This is a genomic window from Acetobacterium sp. (assembly GCF_030652775.1).
GTDB lineage: Bacteria > Bacillota > Clostridia > Eubacteriales > Eubacteriaceae > Acetobacterium.
The window spans coordinates 36,266-58,700 of sequence record NZ_JAUSPS010000045.1; the positions used below are offsets into that span (position 1 = coordinate 36,266).

Below are 22,435 nucleotides of genomic sequence, written 5' to 3' on the forward strand. Positions count from 1 at the left end.
CTACCTCACAATCTTTTTCTTGTTGAGCACTGGTTTTCTGTTTTGCTCCAGTTTCTTGCCAAGATCAACATTTCTGGAGATATTTAAAATCGGGCCCATCATCGCAAACAGAATGACCATCGAGGAGCCACCGGCACTAATAAAAGGTAAGGCCATCCCAGTTACCGGGATAATCGCTGCGGCAACACCAACATTAACCAGAACCTGGAACGCCAGCAACAGCATAACGCTGCTGGTATACAGATAGGCAAAGGTATCCTGGGATTTTTGGGCAATCTGGAAGCCCCGCCAGATAACAAAAGCAAACAGACCCAAAACCAGCAAACAGCCGATAAAACCAAATTCTTCGGCAATATTGGCAAAGATAAAGTCATTTTGCAACTCCGGCAAAAACAGATACTTTTGCTTTCCGTTGCCCAAACCGCGGCCAAAGATCCCCCCGGTACCGATCGCTAAAAGCGACTGGGATATCTGGTAATCATACCCCCCTTTGCCCAAAAAAACATTAAATCGATCCAACCGCCAGGGCTCGGCAATCATTAAACCAGCCACTGCCAATAATCCAAAACCCAGATAAGGATAAAAAAGTTTAAATTTAATGCCGCCAAAATAAAGCACCCCAACAGCGGCCAGGGCAATGGCCATGGCCGCACTCAAAGACGGTTCAATGGCAGTCAGGCCGCAGATCAGTCCCAGGGGCAGCATGCAATTCAGTAAAAACGGCATGTTTTCTTTGATAATGCCGGGTTTTCGGGAAATAATGGTACTGAAATAAAGGATAACAGCGACCTTGGCCAATTCCGATGGCTGGAAGGTGGTCACTTTCAAATCGATCCACCGCCTCGCATCATTTACCTTTAATCCGATTCCCGGGATTAAAACGATAATCAGGAGAAAAACAGAAATCACAATACCGACAAGATAGTATTTTTTATAAACCCGGTAATCAATCTTGCTCATGACCCCCATGACGGTCACGCCCAAAATGACAAAAAACAACTGTTTCAAGAACAGGGCATAACCTTTTTCCCCACTAATCGTGGATGAGTACATGCTGGCACTAAATACCATGATAACCCCGATGCCCGCCAATAACATCAGCGCAATCAAAAAGGGTCGATCTATTTTTCCATTTTTCATGGTTTACTCCTCGGATTCTTATTGATTTTCGGTCACCAAGCGTTTGAAAACCCGACCTCGGATTTCATAGTTGTCAAACATATCCCAGCTGGCACAGGCGGGTGATAACAAGACGGTATCACCGGATTCTGCTGCTGCTTTGGCACAGGCAACCGCTTCCTCGTAATTGTCAACTTTGGTGATGGCCGTAAAGCCCTTGGCATTGGCGGTTTTAATGAGATCATCAGCGGTAACACCTAGCACGATCAGTCGTTTGACGCATTTTGCCACCAGCTCCATCAGCTCGGAATAGTCTTCCTTTTTATCATATCCCCCGGCCAGCAGAATAATCGGTTCTTCCACCGCATTAAGGGCCGTGATGGTGGCATTGGTATTCGTGCCTTTGGAGTCGTTGATATAGGTCACGCCCGCAAAACAGCCCACCATTTCTAGTCGGTGCTCCACTCCGGCAAAGGTTTTAAGCACCTGGACAATGACCGCCAGCTCCACTCCTGAAAAATAGGCCAAGGTCAGTGCTGCTAGAGCATTCATGGTATTATGGGGACCGATGATACCTAATTCGTCTTCCCGACAGACCAAAATCGTATCTTGGCCGTTGTTAATATAGATTTTGCCATTTAAACACCAGGCGCCATAATCGACGGTTTTTTGATAACTAAAAAAAGCTTTTTTCGAATGCGCCTTCGCACCTAATTCGCAGACTAAGGGGTCATCTCCATTTAATACCAACAGGTCTTCATTTGTTTGATTTTCAAATATCCGGCCTTTGGCATTGACATAATTTTCCATCGTCAGGTGACGATCCAGATGATCTGGGGTCAGATTGAGAATCGCTGCCGCCCGAGGCCGAAAAGTATCGATGGTCTCCAATTGGAAACTGCTGATCTCGGTCACAAATACTTCGTCTTCTGTGGCATTGTCGACGTAGTTGGTAATCGGATCGCCAATATTTCCCACCACATAGGTTCCCCGGCCTGAGGCTTTGAATATTTCCCCCAACAGGGTGGTGGTGGTGGTCTTTCCATTGGTTCCGGTAATCGCAATAAAAGGTGTTCTTGTCAATCGATAGGCCGCTTCTACCTCTCCAGTGACAGGAATACCCTGTTCGTAGGCTGCTTGAATTATCGGGATAATCAACGGCACTCCAGGACTTACCACCACTTCATCAATCACTTGTAAAATCTCTGGACTGGGCTGAATGCCAAAAATCGATTCAAAGTCGGGATTTTTTTCATAATCCAGAATCTGGGGAAATTCTTTTAAAACAATGCCCGATGCCCGGGTATCGGTTAATACCACTGCTTCGCCATGATTTAATAATAATTCGGTGACAGCTACCCCACTTCGGGCGGCTCCTATCACCAGAGTCCTTTTTCTCATAATGCGCTTCTCCTATCCTAAACAAATAAATGCAATGGTTACAAAAATGGCAGTAGCGACCCAGAAGACAGTGACAACCCGGGTTTCGCTCCAACCAGACAATTCGAAATGATGATGAATCGGAGCCATCTTAAAAAATCGCTTTCCCCCGGTAGATTTAAAGTAGCCCACCTGAATCACAACCGATAAGGCCTCGATGACAAACAAGGCTCCGGCGATAAGCAGAAAAATCTGCAGCTGGGTAATGATGGCCATGACTACAATAGCGCCTCCCAACGCCATCGAACCAGTGTCTCCCATAAAGATATCAGCGGGATTTGAATTATGTCTTAAGAAACCCAAGCAGCCGCCAATGATGGCCCCAATAAAAATACTGGTATTGGCCTGGGGCAGAACCAGCGAACCGACAAAAAAGAAAATGGCAACAATCAGGCTTACCCCGGAAGCCAGTCCATCCAGTCCATCCGTTAAATTAACGGCATTGACGATGGATACCACGGCGATAACGGTAAATGGCACATACCAGATCCCGAAATCAACGCTCTGATTCATCAAAGGCACGACCAGTTCCGAGCCAATTGTCGGTGAATAATACGCATAGAGGGCAATGGCCAGAGCCCCAATACACTGGAGCACCATTTTCTGCCAGGCTCGCAGACCCAGATTATGTTTTTTGGCAACCTTGATATAGTCATCAATAAAGCCCACCGCTCCAAAATAGAGCATCACCACAATCGGGAAAAAATCCCAGTTTCCAATCAGCGCCGACATGAGAATAAAAGCTGCCAATACGCCCAATTGAATAACCAGCCCGCCCATGGTTGGGGTTCCTGATTTCTCCAAATGGCTTTGGGGTCCTTCCTCTCTAATGGCCTGCCCAAATTTCAGACGTTTGAGCATGGGGATAAACCGGGGTGTCACTAAATATACTACCAGAAAGGAAACCAGCAGACTGATCAGTCCTGTTTGTAAAATCGTTATCTCCATTATTGACCGCCTTCCTTAATATAATCAATAACCCGTTCCAGACCCATGCCCCGGGATGCTTTAATCAAAATGATATCTCCCGGCTGGACGATCTCTTTTAAACATGCGCCGGCTGCCAGCGCATCCGAAACCTGGTAGACTTGTCCGGCATTTTCATAGCCCTGACAAATCGACCGACCCAGATCGCCGACACTGATCAGGATATCGGCCTTATTGCGGGCGTAGCTACCGACTTCAAGGTGGGCAGCTGGCCCATATTCGCCCATTTCCAACATATCGCCAAGAATCGCAATTTTCCGCTGATAGTCACAGCCCAAGGTGGCCAGAACATCCAGGGAAGCTCGCATGGCATCAGGATTAGCGTTGTATGAGTCATTAATAACCTTGATTTCCCCAACTGTGAAAATATCCATCCGATTGCCGCTGGGAACGAAGGCGTCAAGCCCTTTTTGTATTTCCGATTGGGTCATTTCATAGAAATACCCTAAGCCAATGGCCACCAGACAATTATAGACATTATGTTCGCCAGGATAATTAAATGTAAAGACTTCATTTTGATCTTCCCATGCCACCTGTATTTCAAGACCGGTTTGACGGGAAGTGTAATTCTGGGCTGTAACGGTATGCTCGCCCTGCAAGCCAAAGGTTTTAACCTGGTAACGGTTATTTTCTGCTTTTATTTTTTTTAAAAACTCGTCATCGCCATTGATATAGGCAATCCCCTCACTGGTTAAGGTCTGCAGGATTTCTTTTTTTGCCAGATATATATTCTCCTGGGTTTTTAAGCGCTCAATATGGCTGAGTCCCACATTAGTGATCACGCTGATATCCGGATCAACCAGCTGTATTGATTTCGAGATATCTCCCAGATGGTCCATTCCCATTTCGATAACAGCGATCTGATGGTCTGATTCCAAATTACACAGGGTCTGGGGAATGCCATATTCATTATTAAAGTTCCCGTCTGTTTTCAAGGTATGAAACTTTTGCGACAGTACTGCTGCCACCAGATCCTTGGTGGTTGTTTTGCCGCTACTGCCGGTAATGGCAATCACCGGGATGCGGTAACGATGCCGGTTAAAACCAGCCAGGGCTTTCATGGCCGCTAATGTTGAAGCGACATAGATAACGGTCATTTCTTCCGGAAACAAGCGCTCTCTTTCCTCGGTCAGACAAACCCTGCCGCCATTTGAGCAGGCCTGACTGATGTAGTCGTGGCCGTTATTTGTTTCCCCAACAATAGGCACATATAAGTCATTGTTGTTTATTTTACGGCTGTCAATAGCAACATTTGTAATTGCCAGTGACTGCGTTCCCTGAAGCAATTCTCCCCGGGTAATGTGAAGTATTTCATCAATACTGATACTTTCCATCGATACTACCTGATCTTTCTTTCATATTTTATTCCGCACTTACTCAATTTTTGCATTCTAATCCGCTGTCCAAAAAGACCTGAATATTATATCAAACTTTGAACATAAAGAAAAGCAAGGATTTTCCCCTCGCTTTTCTGTTACTTTACTATGGGGTAAACGTTACGCTGACGTCACTGCCCTTTTCGACAACGGTTGTTGCTGCCGGAGTCTGACTTGATGCAAAACCATTACCTGTTATCTTAAGATTTAATCCCAATCCGGTGAGGATTTCATTGGCGCTTTGAATCGATAATCCTTTTAAGTCAGGAACAATAACCGTTCCGGCAGCTGCGCTGTCGGCATTTCCCAAAGCCAGGATCAATTCACTATTCGGATCATAGATCGAATTAGTCGGAAGGCTTTGATTCGCAATCATAGTCCCGCTGGTAGCCGGATCAACGACGTATCTTATCCCTTTTTCTTTGAGAATACTGACGGCAAAATCGATGTTCTGACCGACCAGATCAGGAACAGTGATGGTTCCCTTTTGAATTTCTTCAGTTGCTGCACCACTCAGGGTGGTATCAGCCGAGTTATAATTCAGCGCCTGTTTCATTAAACTAATGGCCGTTGGCGCCGCACTGGTACTCCCATAAGCGCCTGCCGCTGGTTCGTCCAATACCACGTAAACCGAATATTTGGGATCTTCCACTGGCGAAAAACAATAAAAGGATGTCACATACTTGGAACTGGAATATTCACCATTGATAAACTTTTCTGCCGTCCCTGTTTTTCCACCAATGCTGTAGCCTTCTGAAAGAGCTGTCATATCGGCGTCATAGCCGACCACCTTACGCATGATTTCTCTGGTAGCTGCCGATGTTTCTTTTGAAATAATCTGTTTGGGCGATTCAATTGCTTGCTTCTTGGTTTCACTGGAGATAATCGTCGGTTTTACATAATAGCCATTATTGACGACACTATTTAGCGCACTGACGATTTGAATCGGCGTTACCGCCAAACCCTGTCCAAATGAAAAGGTAGCGTAATCCACTTCATTGATCCCACCATTAGACGTGGATAAACGATTGACAATTCCGGCTTCTTCGCCGTCCAACTCAATCCCGGTGGTTTCTCCCAGTCCAAAATTATATACATACTGATAAAAAACATCCGGATTCAATTTTTCAATAATCTGAACCAGCCCGGGATTACAGGAATGGGCAATCGCATCAGAAACCGTCTCGGCTCCATGTGGTCCGGTGGCGCAATTAATCACCGCATCCCCAATCTGGATCGATCCATCACAATACACAACCGTATCTGGCGTGACCACCCCTTCTTCCAGGGCGGCTGCCCCGGTCAATGCTTTAAAGGTCGAACCCGGTTCGTAGATAAAACTGACAGCCTGGTTCTTGTACATTTCGGCCAGTTTTTCCTGATCCGTCTTTCCGTTCAGATCCTCTGCATGAGTCGCCACAAAATTAGGATCCAGGGTAAATGGATCATTAAGATTATAATCGGGGGTGGTCGCCATGGCCACCACTTCCCCGGTTTTAGTTTCCATAACAATGGCAGTAACACTTTTTGTTTTCCAGGTCGCCGCAGCTTCCTCCACGGCCTTTTCAGCCATCAGTTGAATATTGCTGTCGATGGTTAAGACGATATCCTCTCCCTGAACCGGTTCTTTGAGAATCTTTGTCTGGGAAGGAATCTGGTTGCCATCGGCATCTTTCTGAAAATAAACAACCCCGTCTTCGCCACTTAAGACATCCTCATAGGTTGCTTCCACACCGTAGAGTCCACTGTAATCCGTCCCGGTAAAACCGAGAATATAGGAAGCAAAGTTTCCATTGGTATAATAACGCCGGTAATCATCCAGTAATTCAATACCGTTATAGCTTTCTATTTCGCCTTGCTCATCTTTGATCGCTTCCGATTCCTTGATTTCCAAGGCCAGGGCATTGTCGACCTTCCCTAAAATCAGCACCGGCTGATTTTCCTTTCGGGTGGCTTTGTCATAAAGCGACTCGTAATCATAATCCAGATCTTTGGAAATAGCCGATGCCACCGCTTCTGGATCTTTGATACTGATCGGTTCAAAATACAAGGTACCGTCTTCAATCGTCACGCCGGCAAAATTGTGGCTGAGCACAATAACTGCGGCGCCCTGACTGATACCGGTTTTGACTTCAACAATGTCATTCTCCAGAACGGCGATTTTTGTCTGAATGTCTTCAACCTTCAAACCCAGTTTGCTGCTTAATGTTTTGGCCAGCCGCTCGGGATCTTCCACCTCATAGGGAATGACGTTTACCGCCGTGGCCGAAGAATCTTTGGCCAGAACATTTTTGTTCCGATCATAGATATCCCCTCGGGATGCCTTAATTGGCACTTCTTCAACAAGCTGATCGACCTGCCTTTCATATTTCCCCGTCGAATTGACAATTTGCAGGGAAAACAATTTCCCAATAACAATAATTAAGCACAATGAAAGTACAACCATGGCAATCATGATGCGATTCTGTTTGCCAACCGGTCCAATCTCTCGTTGTGCCTTCTTTTTTATATTCACGTTTTTTCTCCAAATTTTTATTTAGTTAAGCTTACCTGATTCTGCTTAAATAAACCCTAACTTAAAATAAATTTTCAAACCAGCTCCTGACAATTTGCGAATCCGTCATCAGTGACTCATCCTTTTGGGGGGTCACCAGTTCCCGCCGATATTGTTCCTGAACTGGTTCGGTCATGCCATAACCTCTGGCTTGAGCCTCAATCGATTGAAGATTCATATTCGTTACCAACTGACCTTCTTTACTATCGTTAACCTGTATGGCATCCTCCAGGGTTTTCTGGAGTTCGCGAATTTCAGTATTCTTTTCGGTGATCAGTGCATGTTGAAATAATATGCCGATCATCGCCACAAACGCAATCAAGCCAATGAGCATAACATAAGAGCTTGTGGTCATATGCTTTTCTTTTTGTTTGAGTATTTTCACTCTTTTTTGTGTGGTCGCCATGGAACGCTCCTTTGTTTAACCTTCTGTCCCCAGCTTTTCAACAATCCGCAGTTTTGCACTTCGAGAACGCCGATTTTCTTCCAACTCATCAATCCCCGGAATAATCGGTTTTCTTGAAATAAGCTTCACTTCCGGGGATTTTCCACAAACACATTGGGGGAAATCCGGCGGGCAGGTGCAGGGATTGGCTTTGTTTTTAAATAGATGCTTCGCAACCCGATCCTCCAGCGAATGAAAGGTGATAACACACATCCTTCCCCCTGGTTTCAGGGCTTCAAGACCCTGGGTTAAAGCATCTTCCAATATTTTCAATTCCCCATTAACTTCCAGTCGAATGGCCTGGAATGTTTTTCTTGAGGGATGTTTTTCTTTAAAACGTTCCTTGGGAGGATAAGCATTTTTGACAATTTCACTTAACTCCAAAGTGGTAGTAATTCGCTTAAGCGTTCTGGCTCTAACGATCGATTTGACGATTTGACTGGCAAATTTTTCTTCTCCATAAAGAAAAAGTATTTTTTTCAGTTCTCCGGGGGCATAGTCGTTTACTACCATTTCGGCGGTTAACTCCGCAGACTGGTTCATCCGCATGTCTAGAGGACCATCGTTATGATAAGAAAAGCCTCGGGTATCGTCATCCAGTTGAAATGACGAAACCCCGAGGTCATATAGAATACCGTCGATTCCAAAGAGATGGAGGCTCTTTAGAACCTTGGCCAAACTGGCAAAATTACTTTTTACAAAATGACGTTGACAGGCAAACGCCGCCAACCGGTTTTTGGCATACTCCAAAGCATAATCATCCTGATCGATGCCGACCAAAATGCCGCTATCATCCAGTGATTCACAAATCCATTGGGAATGACCGCCACCGCCCAGGGTGCAATCCACGTAGACGCCGTTTGGTTTGATGTCCAGGCCTTCAATGGATTCCCGCAACAATACGGTGGTATGTGAAAATGTTTGTGGTTTCATTTATATTCCCAGCATCGCCATGTTATTGGCAATGTCCTCATAGTTTAAATCATCGTTGTCGTTATAACTGGACCAAAGTTGACTGTCCCAAATTTCCAAGCGATTTGAAACCCCGATAATGGTCACCTCTTTTGTTATTTTTGCATATTTGCGAAGGGAAAGTGGTATGCTTGCCCGACCCTGTCGATCCAGTTCGCAATCGGCGGCGCCAGCGAAGAAAAATCGGGTAAATGCTCGCGCATCCTTATCCGATACAGGCAAAGATTTTAATTTACTTTCAAAATTTTCCCATTCTTCCATGGAAAAAACAAACAGGCAACAATCCAGTCCCTTTGTCAAGACGAATTCCCCGCCCAGAGATTCTCTGAATTTTGAAGGAATGATCAATCGTCCCTTGTCGTCGATATTATGTTCATACTCTCCAAAAAACATTCAGATCCCCCTCCTTCTTACTTTGCTCTTCCATTTTCTTCCACATTATACCACACTCCACCACCCTTCACAAGTTACGAAACCGGCTATTAAGCAAAAAACAAAGATTTATTTTGTTAAAAATTCCCAACATTTGTATTAATTTTACATCGAAAAACTTAAAAATAAATTCAGCAGATGTTGTTTGTTCTTAAATTCTACATTATAACTTGTGGTTGTACGAGTTTTGGTTTAAACTAATAAAATAATGAAAATTAAGGAGTTATTTAAAATGAGAGCAGTAGTTACGGTTATTGGAAAAGACCGCACCGGAATAATTTATAATGTATCTAAAATTCTGGCTGAAAATGATGTCAATATTGAAGACATCAGCCAGACAGTTATGCATGATTTTTTCACCATGATCATGCTTGTGGACATGACAAATATGTCCGTTGATTTTAACGTTCTGAAATCCGCCCTTGAAAAAGCGGGTGAAACCATCGGTATGTCGATCCGTATTCAGCATGAAGATCTTTTCAATGCCATGCACACCATTTAGGCGGCGCAATTATGGCAATGTTTAAAGACGTCCTCGAGACGGTTAGAATGATCGAAAAAGAGCGATTGGATATCCGCACCATCACCATGGGAATTTCATTGCTGGACTGTATTGATTCCTCCGGAGCAAAAAGCCGCCAGAAAATCTATGAAAAAATTACCCGTTTGGCCGAAAACCTGGTCAAAGAAGGGGAACGTATTGAAAATGAACTGGGGATCCCAATTGTTAATAAACGGATCTCGGTAACCCCAATTGCGCTCATCGCGGGCAGCAGCGATGATCTTAATTATGTTGAATATGCTAAAATTCTCGATGCTGCTGCCGCAACCGTCGGCATTAACTTCATCGGCGGTTTTTCGGCGCTTGTTCCCAAGGGTTTCACAAAAGGCGATCGGATTCTCATCGACTCCATCCCTGAAGCCCTAGCAACCACCAATTGCGTCTGTTCATCTGTCAATCTTGGTTCCTCCAAAGCCGGCATTAACATGGATGCCGTTAAACGGCTGGGCGAAGTAATTAAAGAAACCGCCTACCTCACCCGGGATGCCGATTCGATCGGATGTGCCAAGTTTGTCGCCTTTGCCAATGCGGTTGAAGACAATCCCTTTATGGCTGGCGCCTTCCACGGCGTCGGTGAAGCCGAATCGGTTCTCAATGTTGGGGTCAGTGGCCCTGGCGTTGTCAAACGGGCGCTGGAAAAAGCCCAGGATGCCTCCTTTGGAGAAATGGCTGAAATCATCAAAAAAACCGCCTTCAAAATCACCCGGGCTGGCCATCTGGTTGGTACGACGGTGGCTGAACGCCTGAATGTTCCCTTTGGTATTTTGGATTTATCCCTGGCACCAACCCCGGAAGTCGGCGACAGCGTGGCCCGAATTCTGGAAGAAATGGGGCTGGAACACTGTGGTACCCATGGTACCACCGCAGCTCTGGCGATGCTCAATGATGCCGTTAAAAAAGGCGGTATTATGGCCTCCACCTCAGTGGGCGGCTTCAGCGGTGCCTTTATCCCGGTCAGTGAAGATGAAGGAATGATCGAAGCGGTAGAATGCGGCGCCCTGACCTTCGACAAACTGGAAGCCATGACCAGTGTCTGCTCAGTCGGCATCGATATGGTCGCTATTCCCGGCGATACGCCGGCTTCCACCATTTCCGGTATCTTAGCTGATGAGGCCGCCATTGGTGTCATCAATAATAAAACCACCGGTGTTCGGATTATCCCTGTTTACGGAAAAGACGTTGGTGATACCGCCGAATTTGGTGGACTTCTGGGTCGAGCACCGATTATGCCGGTTAATAAAAATGACTGTTCGGTTTTTGTAAATCGTGGCGGACAGATCCCGGCACCAATTCACAGCTTTAAAAACTAACGCAATCGGATTAGCAACTTGGGAGACCCGCAACTGTGGGTCTCCTGTTTTATCGAAAGGAGCAAAATAATGAATATTGAATTATGGGAAAAATGTGTAAGCTATCACGGACATCACTGTCCCGGTCTGGCGATTGGTGTCCGGGCTTCTCTCGAGGCCATCAAAGCGCTTTCCCTTGATCTGGCCGGAGATGATAAAATCGTCTGTGTAACGGAAAATGAGTCCTGCAGTGTTGACGGCATCCGCGTGGTGCTGGAGTGTACTGGCGAAAAAGGCAATCTGTTCTTTATTAAAGGAGGAAAACAGGCTTTTTCCGTTTTTAATCAAACCACCGGCGAAAGTATCCGGTTGATTTTAAAAGAGCTTCCGTCAATGGAGCGTGATGAAATGGAAGCCTTCCTGCTTAATGAACCCGATGCCGCAAAACTTTTCGATTTTGAAAAACCCCATTTCGAACTGCCCAAAAAATCTTAGCAGCGCTGGATTTAAAAAACACCACCATGATCAATCTGTCCAGATTAATCATGGTGGTGTTTTTTTGTTCATTCAACCATTACCACTTGCGGTGCCATCGATAACGTTGATATGGTATAATAAATAAAATTATTTACGATAAATTTTATGACGAGGTGCGCCGATGTTTACTTTACCCACTTATACAGCTCCTGATTTTACGGAAACTTTTTTTGTCAAAGCCCCCAGCGTCCGAACGATGCCAGCCCCTATCGATGGGGTGGTTCCCGAAAACTTTTACGCCACCACCATCTTCCCCGAATATTTTAAAATCCATGACACCTGGCAGCTGATGTCTGAAAGTCGGATGGACTGCGTGGTGGTCATTGCCAATGATCGGCCTAATGCCATCGAATTCAGAAATGTCAAAAAAGGCGATGCGGTTGTGGTAGGACGCCATGAAGATGGTGGAAACGGTGTTTATGTCGATCATTTTGCCTTCAGTAAAAAACAAAATGCAGGCGATAATTTTTCGTTTCGAACCTCCAATTCCCGCGAAACTGCCTACTCCCGAGACTATGACCGACTCTATGAACTGTTGGAATTTGAACGGGATAACGGCTATATTCTCTGGGTACTCGGCCCGGCGGTAACCTTTGATCAGGACTCCCGAAATGCCATGACCCACCTGGTCGAAATGGGCTACGTGGATGCCCTCTTCGCCGGAAATGCCCTGGCAACCCACGATTTGGAATCTCACTTTTTTAACACCGCCTTGGGTCAGGACATCTACTCCAAAGAAAATAAGTCTTTAGGTCACTATCATCATATCGAAACCATCAATCGCGCTCGGGGCTGCGGTTCCCTGAAAAATTTAATTGAAAAATATAAAATCGCAGACGGTATTGTCAGTTCCTGTATTAAAAACGGCATCCCCATGGTTTTAGCCGGTTCGATTCGCGATGATGGACCCTTACCCGGCGTCTATGCTGATGTTTACAGCGCCCAGGATGCCCTGCGGGTGCATACCAAAAAAGCCACCACAATAATCTGTCTGGCTACCCAACTCCATACCATTGCCACTGGCAATATGACCCCTTCCTACCAGGTGGTTAACGGGGTGATTCGGCCGGTTTATTTTTATACTGTGGACATCTCCGAATTTGTGGTCAATAAACTCAAAGACCGGGGTAGCCTCAGCGCCAAATCGATCATCACCAACATCCAGGATTTTGTGGTCAATTTACAGCGGAATTTATCATCGAAACAATGATCATTAACCTAAAAAGGGACTTCTGCCAAAGCAAAAGTCCCTACCACTCGATGATTAAATTACATAATAGAAGGTAAAATTAACGGCAGTACTGAAAAGTTAATCAATTGTAAAACCCAGATTGTGCAGGCCGGAGGGTCGATGTGGCTGTCTGCATAGCTGTTAAAGGTTAACCCGGCAAATTCACCGATTAATGCCCCTAAGATACCGGTGACGGCGGCTGCAATAATAGCGGCTACTGGGTTTAATGTCCCTGAGAAAACAGCGATGGCTGTTGATGCAGCTGGCAATACGATATGATGGCAACCGTAAAATGGCAGTCCCATACAGGCAAAGATCAGTCCAAATGCGGCAATACCAAAGGCAAAACCACCCATCTGTGAGAAAATATAGGCGGCTTCATCTGAACCAGCCAAAGCCATATTTCCGAAGGCTGCCACAATTCCACCAACCAGGATACCAAATCCGGCGCCCAGCACGATGGTAAAAATCAAATCAGAACCCTGGGGCAGATAATGTCGTGTTACACCAGCTGGGGTTTTGCCTGTTAAACCGGAATTGGTAAAAAGCAAACGTACTAGAATTGCAGAAATGACTACGCTTAAAGCAACAGTGTCGGTCCAGGCTGCTGAACCAAGTACATTTGCCCCAATAAGTGTGCCGACAGTAAAGTTTAATAAATAACCAATAATACCAAAGATTCCGCCGACCAGTAATACTGAGGCATCTTTTAATCCTGCCAGGGGAGTGATAATATCTCCACCAACTTCTAATTTTCCAATTTTTTTAGCATAACCGGCTGCTGCTACAGCACCGGCAAAAGCGACACATGGAGAGAACCATGATCCAAAGCTGATGATGCCAATGGCTGGCGCTCCAAAATCTCCGGCAAGAATTGCGGCGACTACTGTTAACCCGGTAAAAATAAATGATGGCACACCGCCGATGGCGGCTGCAAACAACCCGCCGCCAAAAGCAGCAATTAATAATGTTAAGTCCATTTCTTTTCTCCTTATAAAATAAATTTTTCTTTGTAAACATATGAAATCAATCGAGTGGCACTGGTAATGTTTACAAGACTAGTTTAACAAGAAGGACAAAATTTTACTATGGTCACCATTCCCAAAATATCCATCATTATTTGTGCATCATTCACAATGATCAGCCATTTCCCACTTACGCTACCGTACTGACCATTGCATAAATTTATTATTTTACCATACTATTTCATAAAATAAAAAAAGAGCCTGAGCTCTCTTAGATTAAGGGGTCTAGTATGAACTTTACATCCTACTAGTAAGGGGTCACAATCCCTATGTGTTAGCATATGCTATTAGTCCGAATTAATCATCGGCTATAGTTAACAAAATATCGATCTAAATCTGTGCATTCTGCACAGATTATAGTTTCTTGGCAAACACATATCCGCTGCAATTTTCCTGGCATTGCGATTCCATCACAAATGCAAATTTTATTTATGTTTTAGAAATTCTAAAATTTGAAACGAGTACGCCAGATCAAATTGAACCTTCGGGGTAGTCAGTTCCAGCTGAGTCAGAGACTTGATCCGATCAATACGATAACTGAGGGTATTGCGATGAATATGGAGGGCTTCGCAAGTTACTTTGTAATTACACCCATAATCGATGAGCGTGTTTAACGTATAGAACAATTCCGATTGATGTTGTCTGTCATACTTTTCAAGCGTTAACAAACCCCTTTGAACAAACTCTTTGAGATTAGCTCCAGAATTGCCAATGCCTTTCTCCAGAAGATGATAAAATTTGTAGTCCCCATAACTGAAAAAACTTTTATTTTCGTCGATTATTGCCCCAATTCGAATGGCTGCTTCAGCCTGAAAATAATAAGTTTGAAAATTTTCAATGCCCTGAAAAAAATCGCTCATGCCTATCCGCAATGCATGTTTTTCTATAAAATTCTTCAACCGACTAATACCTTTTTCGGTTTTTGTCTTTTCCAGATCCATACATAAAACAACCATTTGATTGCCATAAAAGATTGCATGTGATTTTGGAAAAACATGATGCAAATCATCGCACAATGAATCTTTGATAACCTCCTGATAAGGATTGGCATCATTCTGTTCAGAAACAAGCACACACAGATTATTGCTGCTATTAAGCTCTGATTCCAAGACCCATGATTTAAAATCAGCATTCTCCTTGTCTCTACCTTCGATCAGATCCATCAGGATCCCTTCATTCATATTTCCACGAATATACTTATACATTGGGATCTTTAAAATAATTTCAGTCAGCACCTCATTGGCAAGCAGCAGTAATTCTAAATGTTGATTTGTCACTTCCGTGTTTTCAAAAAACATCACCATGGCACCAGCATATTTACCGCGAATGATCACTGGTGATACCAAGACCTTTGACTCACTTTCCAAACCCACCACATAAGGTGTTCGATCCTTGGGAAAACGTTTGACCTCTTCAATATTAACGATTTCGAAAATAAACTCGTGACTGCAAAATCCTTTAGAAATCGCAAAATTCCACGACGGATCGGTAATCTCGTCGGTTCGGCTCATTCCCCGAATTGAAAAATTTATATCAATAAAAACGACTGGTTTTTCTATCAGATAACTAATGGTTTCCACTACCTCTTCCACGGTGTGGTTATCTAGCAACAATCTTAATAATCGGTTACTCTGTCGATATCTCAGTTCAGTTTGACTATCCATAGCTGTTATTTATTTTTTACTCCATTTCTAGTTGTTTGAATACTTCGCCAATGCTTCCTTTAATGATGAGATTTGCCCGGGCATCCATCGGTGTTGAGGATTTGTTTACCAGCACCAGGTTCCGTCCCCGATAATAATCGATGAGTCCTGCCGCCGGGTAAACACCCAGAGAGGTTCCGCCAATAATCAGAACGTCGGCGCTTTTTATGGCCGCAACCGACTGGTTCATAATATCGCCATTCAGACCTTCGCCATACAATACCACATCCGGCTTAATCGTTCCACCACAACTGCATAAGGGCACACCCCTACTTTCCTGGATTGTCTGAACCGGAAAAAACTGATGACAGTTCATACAATAATTGCGATGAACCGACCCATGCAGTTCCAGCACCTTTTTACTGCCCGCCAGCTGATGAAGGCTATCGATATTCTGCGTAATCACCGCCTTCAATTTCCCATTGGCTTCCAGTTCTGCCAATTTTAGATGGGCATCATTTGGTTTTGCTTCCAGGTACAGAATTTTATTGCGGTAAAAATGATAGAATTCTTCGGTATTATTCATAAAGAATTCATGAGAAAGAATCGTTTCCGGTGGATATTGATAGGTCTGGCTGTACAAGCCATCGACACTCCTGAAATCTGGAATGCCACTTTCCGTGGAAACACCAGCTCCTCCAAAAAAAACAATGTTCTTACTTTTTTCAGTCATTTCCTGTAAAATTTCGATCTCGTTCACGATGTAGCCTCTTTTCTCAAAACGTTTATAGATGTTCTATTTTTCTTAAAAAGTATTTTACCACATCCAGCGCTTTATTTCCTGACAACTCATTAAAATCTTTACCATAGGGATCAGCAAAGCCATGTTTTCCGTGCAAAACATGGCTTTCGACCTTATTTTTCTGCTCAAGTTTTGGAATAATCGACTGTACCTCAAAGGATTTTTCCTGTTCCGGAAATATCAGCAGACATGGACAAACCGGTTCGACCTCCAGATAGTCCCGGATTCGTGATCCGTAATAGCCGATCATTCCATCACACCACTGGCTCTCCGTCAATCGCCAGGCGATGGTGGCTCCAACACTTGATCCAAAAACGACGATTTTTTTATAATCATCCCTCAGCTCCATAATATAGCCGTCCACTTCTTTGTATTGGTCAAAACCAACATCGTTCACAAAATGATGATATGCCACTTCGTTCTGTGCATATGAATAACAACCGTCACGCCCATTTTGATCCACACAATAGGTGTCATAACCGTGGCGGATGAAAAAATCCACCCAATCTTTTATATATTGGTTTATTCCATAAATTTCCGGGACAATCACAACTGCTTTTTCTGATCCTATTTTTTTTATTAACATAACATTTCTCCACTATTTCAATTGTTTTTCAATTGATAAACTTTCTCTGTTAAATATACATTATCACTGGTTACTTTGTCCATCTTGAGGTGTAACTATCGCATGCGGATTTTCGAACTGGTAATTTATGAGCAATTATGAGTATATTTCTTCTATACTGTAGATATCTGTTTCAAAAATAGTTATAATAGACACACTCACTTTTAATCGATTATTTATGACTAATGTGTTCATTTGAAAGGAACTAACTTAATGCGAAAAATAATTGAAATAAATGACTTTGACTCGGTGTATAGCCATGTTGAATACATATTTGAAGATGATATCGTCCTCCTGACCTGGAAAAAGTTCTGCAGTAAAAAAAACTATCGCAATCCAACCACCTTTGCGGTCGATCTGCTAAATCGGTATCCGGGAAGTAATTTTGTTGTTGATGCCCGAAATGGATTTGAAGATGAAAGCGATGATGTTAAATGGGGATTTTCAGTTTTATTGCCAGCTATGTCAAAAACTGATTGTAAGATTGTCGTTTTTATTATGAACGAAGTCAATGACATCATTTCAGAAATGAACATGTGGACCAAAGAGTTTAAAAAGCACTTTATTGTCAAAGAGGTTACGAATTATTCTGCTGCCGTAAAATTTATTGTCGAACAGTAATCAACACGATTAAAACGAATTCAAACATTATCATTTCTTCTACAGGTGCCAGATTTTCTTTAAAAAACCCACTATTCAGTTAGGCGTAATTATAAGATACTTTAACTATTTACCAGGTGTTTCATTTTATCGATTGTCCCTGTTCCCTGGACGGGTGTATGAATTAGCATTTTTAAGTTTGGATTATCGGACACATCAAAACTGTTAAACTCAAATACTAACTTTCCGACTACAGGGTGTGATAGTTCTTTTATAATATCACTCATACTATGGATTTTATACATCGACCACCACATATTAAAATCAGAACTTTTTTCTTTAAGATTATTTGTGAAATCAGTAATCCAAGGATCGTCAATGTTTATACCACACATTACCCTAAACCTGGCAATAATACCTTTTGCGTGAAATTCCCAATCATCAAATAATTCCATATACTCATTCTTGCAAAACATCATGTAAACAACATTTCTTTCCGATTCATTGATTTGACTAAAATCACCAAAAACCTGGCAGGCACTTTTATTCCAACCACAAATATTCCATCTCTGATCGATAATATATGCAGGGCTGGTTTCCAAACTATCCAGAACATGTTGTAGTGTATCATTAAGTTGTCCGGCATTACGGTAATTTTCATTTGGAATAGGTTTCATTGCAAGGGTAAACAAATGCTTGCGTTCTTCTGCGTTCAACATCAGCACCTTGGATAAACTCTCTAAAACCTGGTCTGACACATTAATTTGGCGTCCCTGTTCAAGCCATGTATACCAAGTCAGTCCAATTCCTGCTAATTGCGCTATTTCCTCACGCCTTAATCCAGGAGTTCTCCGTCGGATTCCCGCTGGCAGTCCCACTTGAGCCGGTATTATGCTATTGCGTCGGGTTTTAAGAAAATTACCTAATTCAGTATAACGACTTTTTTCATTACTAATCATACTCATATCACCTTTATCCTATCAAAATTTATACCAGTATAAATAGACTTCTGGTACCAGTATATCCCAAGTGTTAAAGTATATCTATATTAAAATAGTTTGAATTGGAGTGTAACTAAATGAATATTCTATTTCTTAATGCATCACCACGTCTAAATGGCTATACTGCTGGTACGATGAAATGTATCAAAAACGCCTTGGATTCTGAGCACATTGTCCAGTGGATAAATATCAACAACCTTAATGTTAAACCCTGTCAGGGCTGTTTACAATGCAGACCTGATAAATCATGTATTCTTCCTCAAGATGATGGTCATCGTATAGCAAAATTAATTCGTTATGCGGATGCTTTAGTTATTGGAAGTCCAACCTATTTTGGAAATGTCACCGGACCATTCCGAACCTTAATTGATCGTTCGTTAACAGCGCTTGAAGAAATTTCCTCAAGTGGTCTGGAAATGCCACGACCCTTACACATAGGCCAAAGGGCCGCTATCGTTACTGCCTGTAATTCTCCGTCACCTTTAAGCGAACTGCCTAACCAGGCTGCCGGGGCTTTGTCAGCCATGCAAACTACTTTAGACGCTGGCGGCTACGATATTGTTGGAAGTATTATCGTAGATGCTGCTGCTGGTTTAGTTGGAATACCACAAAATATCGAAAATCTTGCTAAACAAATTGCAGTTGCCCTACAAGCATCCCCTGCATCCTTATAGTCATCAGCAAAAATTAGACTATTGTTTAAATGGTTGATCCATTTTGATTCCATTTGTGACAACAGTTCTGTTTTATTGTAAAACTTTAGTGTATCTATCCTGGAAAAAAGAATTGTTATTTCTTTATGTAAATAAAAGCAGCCGCCAAAAGATTTTTCTTTTGACGGCTGTACTGAATACAAAACTCACAAACGATCTGTCTTCCTTTTGTTATCTCCAATTAATCTTCTGCAATAACAATTAGACCGTCTTTTTCAACCAGAGTAACAGTTGCTGCTTTAGCAGGATTGATATAAATACCGTAGTTCTTTTGAGCATCTTTTTGTTCGTCAGCAATCACATATCCGATGACGATTTCGTTCTTTCTTTTTGCCGCTTCAACCAAAGTATAATAATTAACGGATGTGTCAGGCTTAATATATTTTGCCGCTTTTTTAATATAAAGTTCCGAACCATCGGCGTCAAATAAATCTTCAAATACCGTATTAACCATTTTGTTCTCTGAAACCTGAGTCAACATTAAGCTGATGAGCTTTTCACTGACAATAAAGTCGTTGACCTTTGTCACTTCCGCTAATTTCTTGTTTCTGAAATCCATCATTTCACTGACAACTGAAAAACGGCAATTGAGTTTTTCAGAAATATCCCGGAGTTGAAGCAGGACCACAAGGGTATTGGCATCGGATTCCTGCACATCAAGTTCAGAATTATTGGATAGGATAATGACATGGTCATAATTTTTAACCATCAATTCGTCTAAAATAGTTCGATCTTTGGGATCGCCCTTTAATAATTCGATTTTCTGATTGACAACCTGGCTGAGAGCGGTCTGGAAATCTTCGTCTTCAACACAGTCCGAAACAACGGTTAAAATTGAATCCTGAGGAACATAATTGTCAATTTCCTGAATAATTAAGTGGGCATTATCATTCCATCCTAAGATCAGTGTTTTTTCAGGACTCTCTGATTCTGCTGCTGTAGTCTGCAGAATCGCCCCCACATCAATACTATGTTGCTGTTCAGGCTTTACAATGATGGTATCATCATCTTCTGAGATGGCAATAATCTGATCTCCCGGCTGTAAAATCGTTTCCATTGGTGGGTTTAAGTAGGTTTTTCCCTGAGTCTGGACACCGATCACGGTCGATTTTTCAAATAAAAATAGAGCCTCGCCAAAGGTTTTTCCAATTATTTCAGGACAATCGCTGAAATATATTTCATCTCCACCAAAATCCAAAAGTTCAGTATAAACGGTTGAAAGACCCGGCTGACGACAGGTTTGGGCAATAATACGCGAAATCAATGTATCACTAAGAATTATTTCCGCATGATTATTACCAGCAATCTGAGCTACTTGGACGTTTGCAGGATCTTTTAAAACGGTGACAATATTGTACGGTTGACTTCGTTTATTGGGATTGTTCGTAATGGCAAGAATCGTCTTAATAACCCTGGTATCGTCCTCAGGAATAATGATAATTGATCGGGACGTATTTAAACTGACGATTTCGAGATCATCAATATCGATTGGATTTCCCTGTCGAGTGACTATTCTTGTAGTTTTCATATCCGTGATCCGTTCCCTGATGGCATCATCCATCTCGGATTTATCGTGATTCCCCATAATGACAATGCAAGCATGCTTGCGATTACTGTTTGCTTCAATCAATTCTTCAACAATCGTAAAGATCTGTTCAGACCAGCCCAGAATAATCGTTTGGTCTTTTTCGATCACTCGGGATCGGCCTTTTCGCAACGAATCCAGTTTTGATTCAATACCAGTTGTTAAGATCCCAATTAATATACTGAGAATGAAGATACCACCTAGGGTAGTAACAAACATCAGAAAGATATAACCGACACTTCCAGTATCGCCACTTACCGTTCCAGAGTCAATGGCTCGCATTAACCCCATCCATAGCAGCTCTGTAAAACTTGAAGTTGGCCCCGACTGTGTAATCCAGACAATCAGTGAAATTATAGCGATCATAATTGCCGTAGCACTGGCTAACGACAATAACAGAATGCCTGTTCCTTTTGACATTAGATTGTCAAATTTGTACCGTAGCTTTTCTAAAAAACCAACTTCATCCATTTTTAGCACCTCTTCTAAGTTATTTATTTTTATTTGAATCTCAAGATTATGCAATCTTCAAGTTTTAATCCTAAGGATTATCTTATCTTAAACTTCATGATTTGTCGCAAATATTTTATCACATTCAATCACGTCCGACAATCATTGTTGGCGCCCTATTTCGCCGATTTGCGATTTTAGGGGATGATCGATACGTCATTTGTTCGATGTGTTCATTTCTCTGAATCCGGATCGTCGTCTTTTCTTTTTTTCAGCAAACTGCCAAGGCACATCCCCAATAATGCAACCGTGCCATAAATGCCCCCATATATCAGTGATTTCATTTCAATAATCAAAAACATTGGTGGCAGAAAAATGATGCCCATAAAAATCGGGTAAAACCCGACATTGCCATTTTTCAGTCCGTATATAAAAGCAGAAACAAAACAATAAACAGGAATAATCAACAGCATAAAGAATGAGAAATATCTTGAATTTGGCTCCAACGTAGGCAAGATAAAAAAGATCAAAGAGGTCATAATCAGATACGGTAATACGGGAATTAATAACGGTAAGTTTTTTTTCATAATCGGCTCCTATTGGTATAATCAACTGAAATTTTTTTATTACTTTTATCTGTTTATTATAACATTAAAAAAAGAGATAGAAAAACAAATCACTTTGCTTTTTTATCTCTTTTTTTTAATATAACCCCGCAATGTCCTATCCTCCCAGGCAGTTGCCCACCAAGTACTTTCGGCGCTGGAAGACTTTACTTCTGTGTTCGGTATGGGAACAGGTGTGGCCCTTCCGCCATCATTACGGAACTAGTTAGACTAGTTAATACTATTAAGTTATGATTGCATTTATCAATTGTCTTGATTCATGGTCGCTTGCGACCACTCAAAACAGCACAGTGTATAAATTATTGGATCAAGACCTCGGTCGATTAGTACTGGTCAGCTCCATATGTTGCCATACTTCCACATCCAGCCTATCTACCTGATCGTCTATCAGGGACCTTAACCATTTCTGGTGAGATATCTT

Annotated in this window: 21 protein-coding genes and 2 rRNA genes; 6 read left to right on the forward strand and 17 right to left on the reverse strand. The window is 42.5% G+C overall.

Features of this window, described 5'->3' with window-relative positions; translation table 11 throughout:
- From ftsW to mraZ, 8 genes are all read right to left on the reverse strand, one after another.
- Entirely contained in the window at positions 1-1,140 is a 1,140-nt protein-coding gene (gene ftsW / locus Q7J41_RS07690; RefSeq protein WP_304886814.1) for a putative lipid II flippase FtsW, read from the reverse strand.
- An 18-nt stretch (positions 1,141-1,158) separates the two neighbouring features.
- Complete coding sequence (gene murD / locus Q7J41_RS07695; protein ID WP_304886816.1) at positions 1,159-2,520, reverse strand: UDP-N-acetylmuramoyl-L-alanine--D-glutamate ligase; 1,362 nt, start codon at positions 2,518-2,520, stop codon at positions 1,159-1,161.
- Between the two features lie 12 nt (positions 2,521-2,532).
- Positions 2,533-3,507 carry a phospho-N-acetylmuramoyl-pentapeptide-transferase gene (mraY, locus tag Q7J41_RS07700; RefSeq protein ID WP_304886818.1) on the reverse strand — a complete coding sequence of 325 codons (975 nt, stop codon included), beginning with the start codon at positions 3,505-3,507 and terminating at the stop codon, positions 2,533-2,535.
- Positions 3,507-4,880: a UDP-N-acetylmuramoyl-tripeptide--D-alanyl-D-alanine ligase gene (gene murF / locus Q7J41_RS07705; RefSeq protein ID WP_304886820.1), complete on the reverse strand. Its 1,374-nt coding sequence runs from the start codon at positions 4,878-4,880 to the stop codon at positions 3,507-3,509. The genes mraY and murF overlap by 1 nt, the downstream gene beginning before the upstream one ends.
- A 148-nt stretch (positions 4,881-5,028) precedes the next feature.
- Positions 5,029-7,437 carry a PASTA domain-containing penicillin-binding protein gene (locus Q7J41_RS07710; RefSeq protein ID WP_304886822.1) on the reverse strand — a complete coding sequence of 803 codons (2,409 nt, stop codon included), beginning with the start codon at positions 7,435-7,437 and terminating at the stop codon, positions 5,029-5,031.
- A gap of 61 nt (positions 7,438-7,498) precedes the next feature.
- Positions 7,499-7,882, reverse strand: a complete 384-nt coding sequence (locus tag Q7J41_RS07715) for a hypothetical protein (RefSeq protein WP_304886824.1) — start codon at positions 7,880-7,882, stop codon at positions 7,499-7,501.
- Positions 7,883-7,897: 15 nt separating this feature from the next.
- Positions 7,898-8,854, reverse strand: coding sequence for a 16S rRNA (cytosine(1402)-N(4))-methyltransferase RsmH (gene rsmH / locus Q7J41_RS07720; protein WP_304886826.1), 957 nt, complete (start codon positions 8,852-8,854; stop codon positions 7,898-7,900).
- Complete coding sequence (gene mraZ, locus Q7J41_RS07725; protein WP_026396140.1) at positions 8,855-9,286, reverse strand: division/cell wall cluster transcriptional repressor MraZ; 432 nt, start codon at positions 9,284-9,286, stop codon at positions 8,855-8,857. It abuts the gene before it with no gap.
- Positions 9,287-9,557: 271 nt separating this feature from the next.
- On the opposite strand from mraZ, the gene Q7J41_RS07730 reads away from it, so the two are divergent.
- The 4 genes from Q7J41_RS07730 to Q7J41_RS07745 all read left to right on the forward strand — a co-directional run bounded on the left by Q7J41_RS07730 (position 9,558) and on the right by Q7J41_RS07745 (position 12,923).
- Entirely contained in the window at positions 9,558-9,827 is a 270-nt protein-coding gene (locus tag Q7J41_RS07730) for an ACT domain-containing protein (protein WP_304886831.1), read from the forward strand.
- Between the two features lie 11 nt (positions 9,828-9,838).
- On the forward strand, positions 9,839-11,197 hold the full coding sequence (locus Q7J41_RS07735) for a PFL family protein (RefSeq protein ID WP_304886832.1): 1,359 nt from the start codon (positions 9,839-9,841) through the stop codon (positions 11,195-11,197).
- Positions 11,198-11,266: 69 nt separating this feature from the next.
- On the forward strand, positions 11,267-11,671 hold the full coding sequence (locus tag Q7J41_RS07740; protein WP_304886834.1) for a formylmethanofuran dehydrogenase subunit E family protein: 405 nt from the start codon (positions 11,267-11,269) through the stop codon (positions 11,669-11,671).
- A gap of 163 nt (positions 11,672-11,834) precedes the next feature.
- Positions 11,835-12,923 (forward strand): hypothetical protein, encoded by a 1,089-nt coding sequence (locus tag Q7J41_RS07745; protein ID WP_304886836.1) that lies wholly within the window; start codon positions 11,835-11,837, stop codon positions 12,921-12,923.
- Between the two features lie 59 nt (positions 12,924-12,982).
- On the opposite strand, the gene Q7J41_RS07750 is transcribed toward Q7J41_RS07745, so the two are convergent.
- From Q7J41_RS07750 to Q7J41_RS07765, 4 genes are all read right to left on the reverse strand, one after another.
- A complete protein-coding gene (locus tag Q7J41_RS07750; RefSeq protein ID WP_304886838.1) occupies positions 12,983-13,924 on the reverse strand; it encodes a hypothetical protein in 942 nt (313 codons plus the stop codon).
- A gap of 470 nt (positions 13,925-14,394) precedes the next feature.
- Positions 14,395-15,549, reverse strand: a complete 1,155-nt coding sequence (locus Q7J41_RS07755) for a CdaR family transcriptional regulator (RefSeq protein ID WP_304886839.1) — start codon at positions 15,547-15,549, stop codon at positions 14,395-14,397.
- A 100-nt stretch (positions 15,550-15,649) separates the two neighbouring features.
- Positions 15,650-16,372 (reverse strand): NAD-dependent protein deacylase, encoded by a 723-nt coding sequence (locus Q7J41_RS07760; RefSeq protein ID WP_304886842.1) that lies wholly within the window; start codon positions 16,370-16,372, stop codon positions 15,650-15,652.
- A gap of 25 nt (positions 16,373-16,397) precedes the next feature.
- Positions 16,398-17,000 carry a dienelactone hydrolase family protein gene (locus Q7J41_RS07765; RefSeq protein ID WP_304886843.1) on the reverse strand — a complete coding sequence of 201 codons (603 nt, stop codon included), beginning with the start codon at positions 16,998-17,000 and terminating at the stop codon, positions 16,398-16,400.
- Between the two features lie 252 nt (positions 17,001-17,252).
- On the opposite strand from Q7J41_RS07765, the gene Q7J41_RS07770 reads away from it, so the two are divergent.
- Complete coding sequence (locus tag Q7J41_RS07770; RefSeq protein WP_304886844.1) at positions 17,253-17,660, forward strand: hypothetical protein; 408 nt, start codon at positions 17,253-17,255, stop codon at positions 17,658-17,660.
- Positions 17,661-17,761: 101 nt separating this feature from the next.
- On the opposite strand, the gene Q7J41_RS07775 is transcribed toward Q7J41_RS07770, so the two are convergent.
- Complete coding sequence (locus Q7J41_RS07775; RefSeq protein ID WP_304886846.1) at positions 17,762-18,598, reverse strand: helix-turn-helix transcriptional regulator; 837 nt, start codon at positions 18,596-18,598, stop codon at positions 17,762-17,764.
- Positions 18,599-18,717: 119 nt separating this feature from the next.
- On the opposite strand from Q7J41_RS07775, the gene Q7J41_RS07780 reads away from it, so the two are divergent.
- Positions 18,718-19,314 carry a flavodoxin family protein gene (locus Q7J41_RS07780; protein ID WP_304886848.1) on the forward strand — a complete coding sequence of 199 codons (597 nt, stop codon included), beginning with the start codon at positions 18,718-18,720 and terminating at the stop codon, positions 19,312-19,314.
- Positions 19,315-19,534: 220 nt separating this feature from the next.
- Here the strand turns inward: Q7J41_RS07780 and Q7J41_RS07785 are convergent, their stop codons facing one another.
- The 4 genes from Q7J41_RS07785 to Q7J41_RS07800 all read right to left on the reverse strand — a co-directional run.
- The gene (locus Q7J41_RS07785) at positions 19,535-21,409 is read right to left on the reverse strand and encodes a hypothetical protein (RefSeq protein ID WP_304886850.1); all 1,875 of its coding nucleotides are present in this window, start codon (positions 21,407-21,409) and stop codon (positions 19,535-19,537) included.
- A gap of 212 nt (positions 21,410-21,621) precedes the next feature.
- Entirely contained in the window at positions 21,622-21,975 is a 354-nt protein-coding gene (locus Q7J41_RS07790) for a hypothetical protein (RefSeq protein ID WP_304886853.1), read from the reverse strand.
- Between the two features lie 123 nt (positions 21,976-22,098).
- Positions 22,099-22,215: ribosomal RNA gene (rrf, locus tag Q7J41_RS07795) — 5S ribosomal RNA — on the reverse strand.
- A 102-nt stretch (positions 22,216-22,317) separates the two neighbouring features.
- Positions 22,318-22,435, reverse strand: a 23S ribosomal RNA gene (locus tag Q7J41_RS07800); the annotation flags it as partial.